Raw genomic sequence first — 15,113 nt, 5'->3', positions numbered from 1 at the left:
GGCTCAGATCAGATTCTGAGACAGGTCGCGTAGGACGAATCGGCCGTGTCCCGCAGTGCCGGAATAGGATCCACCGTCGACGATGATCCGGCCTCGCGAGATCACGGTATCGACGTGACCGTCGATCTCGAAACCTTCGTATGCCGAGTAGTCCATGTTCATGTGGTGGGTCTTGTCGACGCCGATGCTGGTGTGTCCGTTCGGGTCGTAGATCACGATGTCAGCGTCGGCACCCGGGGTGATGACGCCTTTCCTCGGATACATCCCGAACATCCTGGCCGGAGTGGTGCAGCAGACGTCGACCCATTTCTCCAGCGTGATCTTGCCGCTCTTGACGCCCTGGAACATCAGATCGATGCGGTGTTCCACCGAACCGATCCCGTTGGGAATCTTGGAGAAATCGCCGATACCCATCTCCTTCTGGTCCTTCATACAGAACGGGCAGTGATCGGTACTGACGGTCGATACGTCACCGGTGCGCAGGTACCGCCACAACTCGTCCTGATGCCCCTCGGCTCGCGACCGCAGTGGCGTCGAGCAGACCCACTTGGCACCTTCGAAGCCCAGTGCACCGAGTTGTTCCTCGAGCGAGAGATAGAGGTACTGCGGACATGTCTCGGCAAACACGTTCTGCCCGTTACCCCGGGCCTGCGCGATCTGTTCCAGAGCCTGCTTGGCCGAGACGTGCACGACGTAGAGCGGTGCACCGGTGACGTCGGCCAACATGATGGCTCGATGCGTCGCCTCCTCTTCGAGCTGCCACGGCCGCGACGTGCCGTGGAAGTACGGGGCCGTGTCTCCACGCGCGATCGATTGAGCGACGAGTACATCGATCGCGATGCCGTTCTCCGCGTGCATCATCAGCAGTGCACCCGTTTCGGCGGCGGACTGCATCGCGCGCAGGATCTTGCCGTCGTCGGAGTAGAACACGCCCGGATAGGCCATGAACAGCTTGAAACTGGTGACGCCCTCGGATACCAACTCGCTCATGGCTTTCAGCGAATCGTCGGTGACATCGCCGATGATCTGATGGAAGCCGTAATCGACGGCGCATTGCCCCGCGGCCTTGTCGTGCCATTGCGCGAGAGTGTCCTGGACACGCTGACCGGGTGTCTGAATTGCGAAGTCCACGATCGTCGTCGTGCCACCCCAAGCGGCTGCGCGCGTTCCGGTTTCGAAGGTGTCGGAGGCGAACGTACCGCCGAACGGCATCTCCATGTGCGTGTGTCCGTCGACCCCACCGGGAATGACGTATTTGCCGGTCGCGTCGACGACGACGTCCGCCGAAGTCTTCAGGTCCGCGGCCAGGGAGACCGATCCTGGTGCCAGCACGGCGACGATGCTCTCACCGTCGATGAGCACATCCAATTTCTGTGCGCCGGTGGTGGATACCACGGTTCCGCCGTGCACGAAGGTGGTGGCCATCAGGGTTGCACCAGCGGTCCGTATGCGTCGGGCCTGCGGTCACGATAGAAGGCCCACCGGTCGCGTACCACCTTGAGCAGGTCCATGTCGAGGTCACGCACGATTATTTCGGGTTCCGTATCCGACGCCACTTCGCCGACGAATTTGCCCTCGGGGTCCACGAAATAGCTGGTCCCGTAGAAGTCGTCGTCACCGTATTCGGATTCGATTCCGACTCGATTGATCGCGCCCACGTAGTACTCGTTGGCGACGGCCGACGCGGGCTGTTCGAGCTTCCACAGATAGTTCGACAATCCTCGCGAGGTGGCCGACGGATTGAAGACGATTTCGGCACCGGCAAGACCGAGCGCCCGCCAACCTTCCGGAAAATGCCTGTCGTAGCAGATGTAGACACCGATACGCCCGACCGCGGTGTCGAACACCGGCCACCCCAGATTGCCGGGGCGAAAGTAGAACTTCTCCCAGAATCCGTTCACGTGGGGGATGTGGTGTTTTCGATACTTGCCGAGATAGGTGCCGTCGGCGTCCACCACGGCAGCGGTGTTGTACAGAAGTCCGGGCTGTTCCTGCTCGTACACGGGCAGAATCATCACGATGCCGAGTTCTTTGGCCAACGCGGCGAAACGGTCGACGGTAGGCCCAGGTACCGATTCGGCATATTCGTAGAATTTCGCGTCCTGCAATTGGCAGAAGTACGGACCGTAGAAAAGTTCTTGGAAACAGACGACTTTCGCGCCCTGCTCGGCGGCGGACCGAGCAAACCCCTCGTGTGCCGCGATCATCGATTCTTTGTCACCGGTCCACTTGCTTTGGACCAGAGCAGCTCGAACTGTGGACATCATTGGCACTCCATCTCTCGCTGGCTTGCACCCTCGAGAATATTTTGCGCCGTGTTACGGGGTCGTTCGGCCGGTTTCGTATGTATTAATCGTCGGGACTGTTTTCACGAGTGTGGAAGGAGTGCCCGCACGGCGTCGATGGAGTCCGCGGTGGCGAGGTCCTTGTCGGGGCGATACCGCAGTACTCGCGCGAATCGCAGGGCCACGCCGCCCGGGTAGCGCGGGCTGACCTGCACACCGTCGAGTTCGATTTCGACGATCAGTTCGGGACGCAGGTACACCGTGTGCTCGTCGCGTTCGCGCTCGTGTTTCGGGAATTCCTCGGTCTGCCACTGCAACAGAACGTCGGTCAGGCCTTTGAAGGTCTTACCGACCATGATCGGCTCACCGCCGTCGGGATCGCGAGCTCCGAGATGCAGATTGGACAGGTAGCCGGTGCGGCGCCCGTATCCCCACTCGGCTCCGAGGACGACGAGGTCGAGCGTGTGTTCGGGTTTGACCTTCTGCCAGCTCTTTCCGCGGCGGCCCGCGGCGTACGGCGCACCGAGCGCTTTGAGCATGACCCCTTCGTGCCCGGCGTCGAGTGCAGCGTCGAAGTGGGCCGCTGCTGCGTCCGCATCGGGCCGAACGGCACTGGGAATTCGGTGCCCTGGCGCTACCCGGTCCAGTGCGGCCAGGCGCTGCTCCAGCGGGGCATCGAGCAGGTCAACGCCGTCGAGGTGCAGGCAGTCGAAGAAGTAGGGCTGCAGCAGCAGCTCGTGTGCACTCTCGGCACCGAATCGACTCATCGTTTCCTGGAACGGTCTCGGCCGTCCGCTGTCTTCGAGCGCGAGGGTCTCCCCGTCCAGGACCACCGAATCACACGGCAGCTCGAGAACCAGTTCCACCAGCTCGGGCACACTTGCAGTGATGTCGCGCAGGGTTCGCGTGAAGATGCTCACGTCGGTTCCGGAGCGGTGCACCTGAATTCGCGCACCGTCGAGCTTGTATTCCACGGTGAGGTCGCCGGACAACTGTTCCCAGGCAGCGTGTAGAGACTCTGCGGGTGAGGCAAGCATCGGCCGGACCGGGCGACCGACCTCGAGCCGGAATGCATCCAACGCGTCGACGCCACCGCTGATGGCGGCAATGGCCGTCGCAGTCAAACGACCCGAGAGCATGAATGCGCGACGCACCGGTGCCTGCGGCAGGTTCGTGGCCGCGGCAACAGCGTCGACCATGATTCCTTCGAGCGCGCCCTGACGCAGCTCGCCGGTGACGAGCCGGATCAGAAACCTACGCTCCTCGGCTGTGCTGCGGGAGAACAGGTCGGTCAGTATCGCTACCCGCCGCGCAGCAGAACCGGCTCCCGACGTCGCCGCGACCGATGATACCGCCTCGTCCACCTCGGCAACCGTCAGCGTCGAATCGGCAGCGGCCGCCACGTCGAGATCGGCCAGGGTGCGCCAGCCGACTCCTATCCGCCCCTGCGGCAATTCTCCCGACAGCCACGACACAGCGGGCTCGATGTCGTCGGTCTCGGCCTCGGCGAGCAGGGCAGCGATCTGCCCGATCTTGATCTTGCGCGAACGCGTCGCCGACACTGCACGGGACGTTTCGACGATCCTCGACATCAACACACATCGAACATAACCGCCCCCACCGACAGACCCGCCTGATCAGGTCATTCCGCAGGCTCCAGTCCCGCGCGCTGACATCCAATTGTTACCGGTGTGACTCGAGCGACCACTGTTCTTGCTGTTACGTTCGATTCATGTCAGCCACGTCCGTGCGACAGAATGCGCAGGAGTGGAGCCTGTGGAACGACTCCGTTGCATCGACGACGTGTCAGCTGAACCCGAGAACGCGGTCGCCCCACGCCGCGCGCATGTCGCCGTCGGGGTCGTCGACGAGAGTGTCGGATGCATCGATCACCAGCGTCCAGCGCGTCTTCTCGGTGTACGGAGCCCAATGCTTGGACGCATCGAGCGCGGCGGGGACACCGTACCGCGCGAAAGCGAGCCAGCGTCTCTGCATCCGCGCGGACACCGCCATTGCGGGCTTTCGGCCACCGAGCCAGAAGGTGGGGTCTCGGTTGAGCGTTCCGAAATTGCCGAAGACGTACGGCAGCTCGGTCGCATGTCCCGCTCCCACCCGTGCGGCCTTGAGCATCGGCGTCGCATGATCGAATCGGTACATCCATGTCGGCGAATGCCTGCTGTGCGCGTCGGCGATCCACAGACTGGGCATGAGAAATCCTGCGTCCCGCGAAATGGCTTGTGCGCCAGCGGGTTTGTCCCTGTCCGGATACGCCGCCATGATTTCGGCGACACGATAGGCCGGCAGATCCGCGTGGTCGTGCGCGATGGCGCGGAACATCTCGGAGACGGTGTCCGAGGTGATCGGCATCAACGGAGACTTCATGAATCGGAAGATCGAGGGCTCGTCGTGGTTGGTGCCGATGATCAACGGTATCTTGTGCGAGAGCCCCTTCTGGAAGGCAGCCACGGGATAACGCGGAACGATATCGCCGTCGACGACCGGCGAAAGACCAAGTGTCCCAGGAACTGTCGTTGGGATCTCGTAACAGAGCGTGTCGCCGGCGGTGACCAGCCTTGTGAAATGCATGTCGAACAATTCGCCGATGTCTTTCCGGTCGACGCCCACCAATTCGAGGAATCTCGACGCCACCGCGGCTCCGCGGTCGGGGCCGTACACCGAGGTCGCAGGCGCGCTCTGCACGATCGCGCGCTGGAACAGCCCCTCGGCCTTGGGAGAAGTCATCAACGTGGTGACCGACGCTCCCCCGGAGGATTCACCGAACACCGTCACCTGATCGGGATCGCCGCCGAACGCAGAGATGCACTCGCGGACCCACTGCAGTGCGGCAATCTGATCTCGCAGCCCCAAATTGGTCTCGAACGTGTGCTCGTCGGTGGAGAACGAGGAAAGGTCGAGGAACCCGAACGGGCCCAGCCGGAAATTGATGGTCACCACCACCACGTCGCCGTTCTCGCTGAGGTTCCTCCCGTCGTAGACCCGCTGGGCGGACGATCCGAGCGAGTACGCACCGCCGTGGATCCAGACCAGCACCGGCCGCAGTTCCGCGCCGGGACGGGGAGCCCAGATGTTGAGCGTGAGACAGTCCTCGGAAATCGACAGCGACGGATCGATCGGCACCGGACTGTCGCGACCCTGCGGAGCCATCGCACCGAACTCGAGGCCGTCGAGCACCCCCGACCAGGGCTGCAACGGACGCGGCGCACGGAACCGGAGCTTGCCCACCGGAGGCGTCGCGTAGGGAATACCCCTCCAGGCCACGATCGGCGACGCATCGGCAGCGACCGGATAGCCGAGAACGTCGCCGTAGGGCGTGCTCACGAGCACGGTGGAATCGGACGCAGCGGAGTCAGACGCGGTGTCCATGGAACCTCCCCTTCGGTCGTTGCCCAACGTACCAACATCAACCATCCCCTCGGCGACGATACGCACAGCGTCGACGCCCGCGAGCGAAGGAACCGACGATGAAGACAATCGGATGTGCCGCAGTGGCAATCGTCGGGGCGTGCCTGCTCGGAGGCTGCGGCTCGAGCGGGGAAGGCAACGGTCCGATGGCGACCGTGATCACCGACCGCCCCACCCCGATCACCACGGCTCCCTCCGTCACCTCCGCCGCGCCGGCATCACCGTCCACCCCAACGACGACCACGCCGACGTCCACCACGGCGGCACCGACGAGTCCTGTTGCAGCCCAGGCAAAACCGCAGGACTACGCGGGCAAAGCACCCGGCTGGTACTACTTCACGAGCCCGAGCGGAAAATTCGAGTGCGGTATCGCCGTGCTCGAGTCCTCGATCGCCGGATGCCACGGGTCACTGCCTGACTCGGCACCCGAGGTTCCCGGCAGCGGGGCGTCGGGAACGGCGGTGAAACCCAACGCTGTGCAGCTGATTGCCGGGTCTGCGGCGAAGTTCGAGAGCTTGGGTGATCCCAAGTTCCATCGTTTCGACGGCCCTGCGACGGCCTTGCCGTACGGCGAAGTGCTCACAATCCCCGGAAGTGGCTCCACCAACGGCCTCCAGTGCAGCGTCGACGAGCAGACCCGGGGTCACGTGCACCGATCAGGTAGGCCACGGTTTCACCGTCTCGGACGACGATTTCGACCTTCGTTGACGGTCTCGTTCGCGCGGCAAACAACCAGGCGTAATGTCCGGGGACGGTACGACAATCCCTGCCGTACGGTCTCCCCAGCGGCCGACGCCTGTGCGCGCGGCCGGAAGGTGCATCACTCATGAATCAGACCTCGGACCGCCACACAGCGAAGGTCATCGGCGTCAGCATCGCCGCTGCTGTGGGCGGATTCCTGTTCGGCTTCGACAGCTCGGTCATCAACGGCGCTGTCGACTCGATCGAAGATCACTTCCTCCTCGGTTCGTTCACCACAGGCTTCGTGGTCGCGATCGCGCTCATCGGGTGCGCAGTGGGTGCCTGGTTCGCCGGCAGCCTCGCAGACCGCTGGGGACGCAAGAAAGTCATGCTGCTGGGCTCGGCCCTGTTCGTCATTTCCTCGATCGGTTCGGGATTGGCCTTCAGCGTCCCCGACCTCATGCTCTGGCGCGTACTCGGTGGCCTCGGAATCGGCATCGCCTCGGTGATCGCCCCGGCCTACATCGCCGAGATCGCTCCGGCCAAATGGCGCGGCTCCTTGGCCTCGCTCCAGCAATTGGCCATCACCATCGGCATTTTCGCCGCTCTACTGTCCGACGCCCTTCTCGCCGGCGCAGCCGACGGCGCGTCCAACGACCTGTGGTTCGGCATCGAGGCATGGCGCTGGATGTTCCTGGTCGGCGTGGTTCCCGCTCTCGTGTACGGGTTGCTGGCCACCCTGATCCCGGAGTCTCCGCGTTACCTCGTCGGTCAGCATCTCGACGAGGAAGCAGCCCGAGTCCTCGCCGAGATCACCGGGGAACTGCACCCGGACGAGCGCATCCACGAGATCAGGCTGACGCTGCGCAAGGAGTCGCGTTCGTCGTTCGCCGACATTCGCGGTCCGAAGTTCGGCCTGCAACCCATCGTCTGGGTGGGCATCGCCATGGCTGTGCTGCAGCAGCTGGTCGGCATCAATGCGATCTTCTACTACTCGACGACTCTGTGGCGTTCGGTCGGTTTCACCGAGGATCAGTCGTTCACCACCTCCGTCATCACCGCGGTGATCAACGTCGTCATGACGTTCGTGGCGATCCTGTTCGTCGACCGTATCGGTAGGCGCAAACTGCTGATGGCCGGCTCGATCGGCATGTTCGGCGGACTGGTCATGGCGTCGGTGGCGTTCTCGCAAGCGACCGGCAGCGGCGACAACGTCACCTTGCCCGCTCCGTGGGGTGCGATCGCCTTGGTCGGGGCCAATCTGTTCGTCATCTTCTTCGCCTCGACCTGGGGTCCGATCATGTGGGTCATGCTCGGTGAGATGTTCCCCAACCGCATGCGCGCCATGGCACTCGGCATCGGTACCGCAGCCAACTGGATGGCCAACTTCGCTGTCACGCTTGCTTTCCCGCCGCTGACGTCGTCTGTGGGTCTGTGGGTGATCTACGCAGGGTTCGCGTTGTTCGCCGCGCTCTCGTTCTTCTTCGTCAAGGCCAAGATCCGGGAGACCAAGGGTGTGGAGCTAGAAGACATGCTGGGGTGATGCCGGACCGCAGATACAGGGGCAACAGCAGCACCATCGAGTGACCGGTGTTACTGTCACTGTCGTTCTGACACGGGGTGTGTCCGCCGATGCGGATGCTGAGATCAAACCCGCCGAACCTGATGCAGGTAATGCTGACGAAGGGATGTCAAGGCGATGACGCCTGTTGTATCTGCGGACCCGGTCCGCTTCACCGATCTACTGTGGGATGCGTCCGAGAACATTCGACGGGCGATCGACGACCTCGAATTTCTTCGGCTCCTCGGGGCGGGGACGCTTCCGCTCGATGCGTTCCGTCGGTACCTCGAACAGGACTCGCTCTATCTGGGCGGATACGTCAAATCGCTGTCACTGCTGGCAGCGCACGCACCGAACCCGGCCGTCGGCGCGTTCTGGGCAAGCGCCGCCGCGAGTGCGATGGACGAAGCCGCATCGCACGAAGCGATGCTGAACGGTGGAGCACTGCCCCCGTCGCCCCGGACGCCCGAGCCCTCACCGGCATGCCTGGGCTACACGTCCTACCTGACCGCGACGGCGGCGACCGAACCGTATCCTGTTGCGGCAGCAGCTATTCTGCCGTGCTTCTGGATCTACGCCGACGTCGGTCGCTCACTCGCCAGTGCAGCGAAGGCTGTTCTCGATCGAGATCCCGAGCATCCGTACGCGCAGTGGGTTGCCGCGTACGATGCGCCGGAATTCCATGCCATCGTCGACGCCGCCAGAGCCTTCGTCGATGACGCCGCAGCGGCCGCGACGCCGACGCAGCGCGAACAGATGATCGACGCCTTCGTCGTGGCATCGAGATACGAATTGATGTTCTGGGACAGCGCTTTACATCCCACCCCATGGCCCCTGGCCGAGAGTGCGGTGTACGCATGAGAAGCACTCGAATTCTCGCCGCGTTGGCGGCGGCCGTCGTTGCCACGACCGGCCTGGCGGGGTGCTCGGACTCGACGGACTCGAACACCATTCGGTTCGCCCTCGACTGGACGCCGAACACCAACCACACCGGCCTGTACGTGGCCCTGCAAGAGGGCTATTTCGCAGACGCAGGCCTGGACGTGGAAATCCTCCCGTACAACAACACCGCGGCAGATACTCTCGTCGATGCCGGAAACGCCGAGTTCGGAATCAGCACACAGAGTTCGGGCGTCTTCGCCACCTCCGCAGGCGCGCAGACCGTCTCGGTCCTCGCGCCGCTCCAACACTGGGCGACCGGTATCGGAGTTCGTGCAGACAGAGACGACATCCCGAGCCCGAAAGCACTAGACGGCAAGGTCTATGCCGGCTTCGGTGAGTCCGGCGAACAGGCCGGCCTGCAACAGGTCATCAAGAACGACGGCGGCACAGGCGAATACGAGACGGTGGTACTGGGCACATCGGCGTACGAGGCGGTCTACTCCGGTACCGCAGACTTCACCGTCTCCTACTTCGCGTGGGAAGGCATCGAGGCCGAGCACAGCGGAACTCCGATGAAGTACTTCGACTACACCGACTACGGATTTCCCGACGCCTACGCCATCACGATCAGCGGCAACGAACCGTGGCTCGACGCCCACCCGGACGAGGCGAGGAAGTTCGTGCAGGCACTGCAGCGCGGCTACCAGCTCGCTGCCGACGATCCGGACAAGGCCGCACAGGATCTGATCGACGCCAACCCGGGAACCTTCACCGACGAATCGCTCGTCTTCGAGAGCCAGGAGATGCTCGCCGCGAAGTACATGAAGGACTCCAACGGCGAGGTGGGACGACAGAGCCTCGACAAGTGGGCCGCCTACTCGAAATTCCTCTACGACAGCGGTGTGCTGGCCGATCAGAACGGCGCGCCTCTGACTGCGGAGCCGGACTGGTCGACGTACTTCACCAATGACTACCTCGGCGATCGATGAGTCGGTAGCCGGTGACCGAGGTTCCTACTCGTTCAGCGGTATCCGAGCCTCGCTGCGGTGGGCGTGGCCCGCGCTGACCGTCGTCGTCCTACTCATCGCCGCCTGGCAGATCTATGTCGAGATCAGCGGCATCCGGCCGCAGGTGCTGCCGTCCCCCAGGCGCGTGGTGGTCCAGGGTTGGGCGCAGCGCGACGCGATCGCCGAGAACGCGGCGGCGACCCTGCAGGTGACCCTCGTCGGCTTCGCGGTCTCCCTCGCCCTGGCGTGGTTGCTGGCCATCGCGGTGGATTTCTCGCCGTGGCTGCGGCGCGCGTTCGTTCCCCTCTTCGTCGTATCGCAGACGCTCCCGATCATCGCGATCGCGCCGCTGCTGATCATCTGGTTCGGCTTCGGGCTGCTTCCGAAGATCCTGGTGATCGCACTGGCCACGTTCTTCCCGATGGCCATCGGGCTCATCGAGGGTTTCGCGGCGGCCGATCGAGACGCACGATCGCTGCTGGCCAGCATGGGAGCATCGCGCTGGCAACAGTTTCGATACGTGCGGCTACCGTCGGCGCTTCCGCGGTTCTTCACCTCTCTTCGCATCGGAATCACCTACGCCGTGGTCGGCGCGATCTTTGCCGAATATGCCGGAGCCAGTGCAGGGCTCGGCATCTACATGAGTCAACAGAAGAACTCGTTTCGTACCGATCTGGTTCTCGCCGCGGTTGCCGTGACGGCCGTGATCAGTGTGGTCCTGTTCGTCTCCACCTTTGTGGTGGAGCGGTTCGTCGCGCCTTGGGCGCGTCACGATTCGGCGGGTCTTCATGTCTGATCCCACCTACATCGACGTCCATGACCTGACGAAGTCGTTCGGCGAAAAGCTTGTGCTCAACGGTATTTCGTTCGGTGTTCGGCCTGGTGAGTTCGTATCGATCATCGGTCCCAGTGGCTCGGGCAAGAGCACTGTGTTCAACATGCTCGCCGGGCTCGACCGACCCGATTCCGGCACGGTTCGCGTACCGCCGTGCGCCTACATGCCGCAGAAGGATCTGCTGTTTCCGTGGCGTTCGGTGTTGGACAACACCACCCTCGGTCTCGAAGTGCAGGGCGTCGCCAAGAAGGAGGCGCGTGCGCGGGCACGCGAGCTGTTTCCGGTGTTCGGACTGGACGGGTACGAGTCGGCCAGGCCGTTCGAGCTCTCCGGCGGTATGCGCCAGCGTGCGGCGCTGTTGCGCACGGTGGTTCAGGGTCGATCGGTACTGCTGCTCGATGAGCCCTTCGGGGCGCTGGACTCGTTGACGCGAAGCGACATGCAGGCCTGGTTGCAGCAGGTCTGGTCGGAGTTTCGATGGACGGTACTGATGATCACGCACGACATCCGTGAAGCGGTCTACCTCTCCGATCGCGTGGTCGTCCTCTCCCCCAGACCCGCCCACGTTCGACGCCAGGTCGAGGTGACGCTACCCCGCCCACGCGGGCTCGAGATCGTCACGACGCCGCAGTTCGCAGCGGTCGAGAAGCAGCTGATGGACGTTCTGCTCAGCGCGTCGACGCTCTGACCGACATAACGACGCCGACCTCGGGTGGTGTCGTTGTCTGGCCGTTCGGGCGGACTTCGCCAGGCTACTGGGCCCTCACCTGGCAGTTGTCCCACCCAATCGCAGCGCGAGATCGTCGACGGCGGAGAACGCCGCCTCGAGATTGGCTTGCGCCTTGGGAATCTGCGGCGCGAGTGCCGGCACCCGCTCAGCGAGCGTCAAGTCGACCGGAACGAAGTGAACCTCCATTCCCAGCGCAACTCCGAGCACCTGACGCAGTTGCGCGGTGGTGTGATCGGCGGACGCGTTGTCCGTACCGGGGGTGTAGTCGTTTCCCCGGCTGGTCACCACGACGACGGGCTTGCCGACGAGGGGTGCGGTGTCACTGTCGAACGGCACGGTGATGCCCGGAACGTGTACGTAGTCGATCCAGGCTTTCAGGGTCGACGGAATCGACCAGTTGTACATCGGCGCACCGATCAGCACTACGTCCGCAGAGATCAATTCCTCGATCAGTTCGACCTGAAGCGCCTCGGCTGCAGGCTCCACGGTTTCGTCTGCGGTTCGCAGATGAGGTGCCCAATGCAGCGCGGAGGTGGGAAGGTGCGGCAGCGGACTCGTGTGCAGGTCTCGATGGATCACCGAGTGGTCCGTGCCGATCCCATGCCAGGCGTCCGAAAAGCGGGCCGTGACCCGACGGCTTGTCGAGCGGACCGGATCGGCGGACGAATCGAGGTGCAACAACTGCGGCACTGAACGCTCCTCACATGATGGGTGCTTCGAGCCTATGCGTACCGCCGCGTTCGCTCGCTCCTATCCTGGACGAATGGACTTCCGATTCGTCATGCCTGCCCTCGATTCGCGATCGGCCACCTCGCTGGCGGCGGTCGTTCACGAGCGCAGTGGAGCAGACGTCGACATCAGAATCGGCGGTTCGGAGGTCCGACTCGACGACGCGACACGCAGCGCGGTGTTGGAACTTCTCACCCAGCTCGCGACCGGCCGGGCGGTGGCCGTCGGTACCGTCGACGAGTTGCTGACCACCTCGCACGCTGCCGAGGTGCTCGGTGTTTCGGACACCTATGTCAGACGGTTGGCCGATGCGGGCGATCTACCGATCGAAATGCGCGGCACGCACAGGCGATTTCGGCTCGAAGACCTTCTGCGGCATCGTGATCGATTCCGGTGACGATGACGGTTGCCGTCACCCGGCCTCGCGCTCGAAGTGCTCGGACTGGACCGTCATGAGATCACGGAACGCCTGTCCGGCGGCCAGCCAGAGCTGTTCGGAGTCTATGTAGTCCACCCCTCGGACCTCGACGTCGCCCAGGTACGCGCCGACGTCGACCGACAGCATTCCGATGACCGAAGAGACGTCGGCATCGAGATACGTGGATTGGGTGTTCTGCAGCTCGCGGAACTGAGCCGAGAAGAACTCGGCTGGGATCCTGCGATCGACGAACTGGGCGATCAGGAACAGGAAGCGGGACGCATGGGCGGAGCCCGTCCGGAAGGAATGTTCCATGGTGAAGACCTCTCCCCACGGTCGACAGCACCCCTCGCACTGTCGACCGTTGAGCTCGCTGGTACCCGAATTTCGATGATCGGACGAACTCTCGAACATCGATTCGACCCAGGGGCTAAAACAGGGAGCTCGTCCTACCAGGGCCAGATTAATCGGACCTTTCTCCGGTTTTGACCGGAAAAGGCGATTTGATGAGGAGTCACAACTACACAGTCCCGAGCTGTGGTTCTCTACTGAAACGATCCCAGCGGAGCACGGTCCGGAGTGTCCAGTTGCCAGAACTGCCAGCCGTCCCGCTCTTCGACGTCACCACTGATATGTGTTGCTACCGCACTGGCAGCGACGGAAGGATTGTCGAACCGTCGGCCTTCCATCGGTCCTGCGGTGATCTCGAGTCGCTGCGTTTCGGGATCGTAGCGTCCGCTCAGCCGATAGCCCTCGCAATCGGCGACCACGCGTACTCGATTGTCGATCACTTCTTCTTCCAAGGCCGCCTTGGCCGACTTACGAGGTGTTTTCACCCGGGGAGTACGTACCCACGTCTGTTCGGGGCCGACATCGATCGTCGTGTCCAGCGTCGAGCTCAGACCAAGCAGGTCCCAACGCTCGCTGCCGTGCAGCACTCGGTCCACCGCGATTGCGTGATGCCCGGTCCTCGTGCGCAGCGGCGAATCCTGGACCCAGAGGTCGACCTCTCCGCGAATGTCGGTGGCCATCTCTTCCGACGACACCATGTAGAAACGCGGCTCTTCGTTCGCGAGATCGACGAACACCCAGTACGAGGACCCGGTGTCGTCACTCTCGAGCGATTCGTCCTGCCTGCGGGCCTTCCAATCACCCGTCACCTTCGATCGAACTCGAACTATGCACGACGACGTGCCGTCCATCGACCAGACCTGCACGGGATTTCGACGCGACGTTGTCAGCCGCTCCGCACGTCCACCGCGCTGAGCGACGGTTCGAATGAATGCCTTGATTCCCCGGTCGGATGTGTCTTCCACGGATTGCCACCTTCAGCCTCGAGAGCGACCCGTACTTATGAAGAGCGGTGTTGCGACGGGTGGCGCTGGCACGACTCGGTTTCCCTCACCCTACTGCGTCGATGCCTGCTCGAGTAACCGCAGAACGCCCCAGCGGAGGAGTGCCGGTTACCGTGGTGGCACCGAAACTCGGCCAGGAGGTACCACCATGCCGGTCAAGATCACCCACGACACTGTTGACCACAGGTTCGAGATCCATGTCGATTCCGAGCTGGCAGGCTACTCGGAGTACCTCGAATCGGACGGATCGCGAACGTTTCATCACACCGTGACGCTTCCGCAGTTTCGCGGCCGAGGACTTGCCGCCGCCCTCACCGAATACGCGCTCGACGACACCAGCACGCAGGGTCTGCGCGTTGTCCCTACGTGCTGGTTCGTTCGCGACTTCATCGCAGCCGCGGGCGATCGCTATTCACATCTGACCGTCATCTGACCGTCAGCGACGGGACGACATCACCTCGAAGCTGATCTCGGATTCCGATTCGCAGTCCTTCGAAGCCATGTCCTCCGCAGCCTCACCGTCACATGAAATGTCCTCTGCAACAGTTGCTTCGGCAGCTCTCCCCGCCGCGACCCGACGCCGTTCGTAGTTCTGCGCACCCCGCGCGACGCGTTGTCGATGTTCGTTCAGGATCTGTTCGTAGTGGTACATCTGTTCTCCTACAACAAGAGTGGACGCCGAGCACAGAGCATTGCTGTGCGGCGAAGTATTGGATCGATTGCTGCATGTCGTCGGCATGAACCGACCGATTCTGCCGAAGGCTCACTCAGAGAGCATGATCGGCAACCATGGCAAGCCGCGTATAGACGAATCGACGGCCCACGGAATTCGCGTCTGCTGCCATTGTCCACCTCCACGGTCTCTGCGATGTGCCTGTGCCACGATCATGCACGGCTGCAGCGACGAACTCCACCGATTAAATTCAGCGGGTGACGACGAAGGGGTTGTTGTCCACCAATCCTCCTGGCGCGCGGGTGATTCGCGTCGACTTTGCTCTCTCTGCGATGCCGCGAGACCCACACAGTGACGACGCCTCGAACCGCCCCCTGACGCTGCCCGGCAACACTCGTACGTAGTGTCCGTCCCCTGAGTCGAGGTGATGATTGCGAGCCCGCAACCGCGCGCCGGCACCTGGCTCTGGCCTCGCTCTTGGGACTGTCTGAATAACGGTTGATCCGGTCCTTGGTTCGACACGCCGAGCTCAGC

Annotated in this window: 15 protein-coding genes and 1 riboswitch; of the genes, 8 read left to right on the top strand and 7 right to left on the bottom strand. The window is 63.1% G+C overall.

The features are described 5' to 3' along the window. Nucleotides 1-3: 3 nt before the first annotated feature. The 4 genes from hydA to QM590_RS15510 all read right to left on the bottom strand — a co-directional run bounded on the left by hydA (nt 4) and on the right by QM590_RS15510 (nt 5,669). A complete protein-coding gene (hydA, locus tag QM590_RS15525) occupies nt 4-1,425 on the bottom strand; it encodes a dihydropyrimidinase (protein WP_269595604.1) in 1,422 nt (473 codons plus the stop codon). Beyond that, nucleotides 1,425-2,264, bottom strand: coding sequence for a nitrilase-related carbon-nitrogen hydrolase (locus QM590_RS15520; protein WP_197477958.1), 840 nt, complete (start codon nt 2,262-2,264; stop codon nt 1,425-1,427). Before QM590_RS15520 ends, hydA begins: the two co-directional genes overlap by 1 nt. A gap of 104 nt (nt 2,265-2,368) precedes the next feature. After that, entirely contained in the window at nt 2,369-3,883 is a 1,515-nt protein-coding gene (locus QM590_RS15515; protein ID WP_269595603.1) for an ATP-dependent DNA ligase, read from the bottom strand. Nucleotides 3,884-4,091: 208 nt separating this feature from the next. Beyond that, nucleotides 4,092-5,669, bottom strand: a complete 1,578-nt coding sequence (locus QM590_RS15510; RefSeq protein WP_269595602.1) for a carboxylesterase/lipase family protein — start codon at nt 5,667-5,669, stop codon at nt 4,092-4,094. Between the two features lie 98 nt (nt 5,670-5,767). Here QM590_RS15510 and QM590_RS15505 point away from each other — a divergent pair, with 98 nt between their 5' ends. The 6 genes from QM590_RS15505 to QM590_RS15480 all read left to right on the top strand — a co-directional run bounded on the left by QM590_RS15505 (nt 5,768) and on the right by QM590_RS15480 (nt 11,362). Further along, nucleotides 5,768-6,538, top strand: coding sequence for a hypothetical protein (locus QM590_RS15505; RefSeq protein WP_269595601.1), 771 nt, complete (start codon nt 5,768-5,770; stop codon nt 6,536-6,538). Beyond that, a complete protein-coding gene (locus QM590_RS15500) occupies nt 6,535-7,932 on the top strand; it encodes a sugar porter family MFS transporter (protein ID WP_269595600.1) in 1,398 nt (465 codons plus the stop codon). Before QM590_RS15505 ends, QM590_RS15500 begins: the two co-directional genes overlap by 4 nt. A 63-nt stretch (nt 7,933-7,995) precedes the next feature. After that, a riboswitch (TPP riboswitch) is annotated at nt 7,996-8,095 on the top strand. Beyond that, nucleotides 8,089-8,811 carry a TenA family protein gene (locus QM590_RS15495; RefSeq protein ID WP_269595599.1) on the top strand — a complete coding sequence of 241 codons (723 nt, stop codon included), beginning with the start codon at nt 8,089-8,091 and terminating at the stop codon, nt 8,809-8,811. (Overlaps the previous riboswitch by 7 nt.) Further along, a complete protein-coding gene (locus tag QM590_RS15490) occupies nt 8,808-9,821 on the top strand; it encodes an ABC transporter substrate-binding protein (protein WP_269595598.1) in 1,014 nt (337 codons plus the stop codon). The genes QM590_RS15495 and QM590_RS15490 overlap by 4 nt, the downstream gene beginning before the upstream one ends. Beyond that, nucleotides 9,799-10,635, top strand: coding sequence for an ABC transporter permease (locus QM590_RS15485; RefSeq protein ID WP_269595597.1), 837 nt, complete (start codon nt 9,799-9,801; stop codon nt 10,633-10,635). The genes QM590_RS15490 and QM590_RS15485 overlap by 23 nt, the downstream gene beginning before the upstream one ends. Beyond that, a complete protein-coding gene (locus QM590_RS15480; protein WP_269595596.1) occupies nt 10,628-11,362 on the top strand; it encodes an ABC transporter ATP-binding protein in 735 nt (244 codons plus the stop codon). The genes QM590_RS15485 and QM590_RS15480 overlap by 8 nt, the downstream gene beginning before the upstream one ends. A 75-nt stretch (nt 11,363-11,437) precedes the next feature. Here QM590_RS15480 and QM590_RS15475 read toward each other — a convergent pair whose 3' ends face one another. Next, nucleotides 11,438-12,094, bottom strand: a complete 657-nt coding sequence (locus QM590_RS15475) for an FMN-dependent NADH-azoreductase (protein WP_269595595.1) — start codon at nt 12,092-12,094, stop codon at nt 11,438-11,440. 73 nt (nt 12,095-12,167) lie between these two features. Between QM590_RS15475 and QM590_RS15470 the strand changes: the two genes are divergently transcribed. Continuing rightward, a complete protein-coding gene (locus QM590_RS15470; RefSeq protein ID WP_269595594.1) occupies nt 12,168-12,530 on the top strand; it encodes a helix-turn-helix domain-containing protein in 363 nt (120 codons plus the stop codon). Nucleotides 12,531-12,545: 15 nt separating this feature from the next. Here QM590_RS15470 and QM590_RS15465 read toward each other — a convergent pair whose 3' ends face one another. After that, nucleotides 12,546-12,866, bottom strand: a complete 321-nt coding sequence (locus QM590_RS15465) for a homoserine dehydrogenase (protein ID WP_068048442.1) — start codon at nt 12,864-12,866, stop codon at nt 12,546-12,548. A gap of 230 nt (nt 12,867-13,096) precedes the next feature. Continuing rightward, the gene (locus QM590_RS15460; protein ID WP_269595593.1) at nt 13,097-13,867 is read right to left on the bottom strand and encodes a hypothetical protein; all 771 of its coding nucleotides are present in this window, start codon (nt 13,865-13,867) and stop codon (nt 13,097-13,099) included. Nucleotides 13,868-14,054: 187 nt separating this feature from the next. Here QM590_RS15460 and QM590_RS15455 point away from each other — a divergent pair, with 187 nt between their 5' ends. After that, nucleotides 14,055-14,339 (top strand): GNAT family N-acetyltransferase, encoded by a 285-nt coding sequence (locus QM590_RS15455; RefSeq protein ID WP_269595592.1) that lies wholly within the window; start codon nt 14,055-14,057, stop codon nt 14,337-14,339. Nucleotides 14,340-15,113 lie beyond the last annotated feature (774 nt).

This window comes from Rhodococcus sp. IEGM 1372 (genome assembly GCF_030056835.1).
Lineage (GTDB): Bacteria > Actinomycetota > Actinomycetes > Mycobacteriales > Mycobacteriaceae > Rhodococcoides.
The sequence above is the reverse complement of the archived record's forward strand: the minus strand, read 5'-3'. Positions and strand labels throughout refer to the sequence as shown.

Coding starts and splice junctions, on each gene's coding strand:
- hydA (WP_269595604.1), bottom strand. CDS start 1,425: ATGGCCACCACCTTCGTGCACGGCGGAACCGTGGTATCCACCACCGGC.
- QM590_RS15465 (WP_068048442.1), bottom strand. CDS start 12,866: ATGGAACATTCCTTCCGGACGGGCTCCGCCCATGCGTCCCGCTTCCTG.
- QM590_RS15500 (WP_269595600.1), top strand. CDS start 6,535: ATGAATCAGACCTCGGACCGCCACACAGCGAAGGTCATCGGCGTCAGC.
- QM590_RS15485 (WP_269595597.1), top strand. CDS start 9,799: ATGACTACCTCGGCGATCGATGAGTCGGTAGCCGGTGACCGAGGTTCC.
- QM590_RS15470 (WP_269595594.1), top strand. CDS start 12,168: ATGGACTTCCGATTCGTCATGCCTGCCCTCGATTCGCGATCGGCCACC.
- QM590_RS15455 (WP_269595592.1), top strand. CDS start 14,055: ATGCCGGTCAAGATCACCCACGACACTGTTGACCACAGGTTCGAGATC.
- QM590_RS15495 (WP_269595599.1), top strand. CDS start 8,089: ATGACGCCTGTTGTATCTGCGGACCCGGTCCGCTTCACCGATCTACTG.
- QM590_RS15480 (WP_269595596.1), top strand. CDS start 10,628: ATGTCTGATCCCACCTACATCGACGTCCATGACCTGACGAAGTCGTTC.
- QM590_RS15490 (WP_269595598.1), top strand. CDS start 8,808: ATGAGAAGCACTCGAATTCTCGCCGCGTTGGCGGCGGCCGTCGTTGCC.
- QM590_RS15510 (WP_269595602.1), bottom strand. CDS start 5,669: ATGGACACCGCGTCTGACTCCGCTGCGTCCGATTCCACCGTGCTCGTG.
- QM590_RS15505 (WP_269595601.1), top strand. CDS start 5,768: ATGAAGACAATCGGATGTGCCGCAGTGGCAATCGTCGGGGCGTGCCTG.
- QM590_RS15520 (WP_197477958.1), bottom strand. CDS start 2,264: ATGTCCACAGTTCGAGCTGCTCTGGTCCAAAGCAAGTGGACCGGTGAC.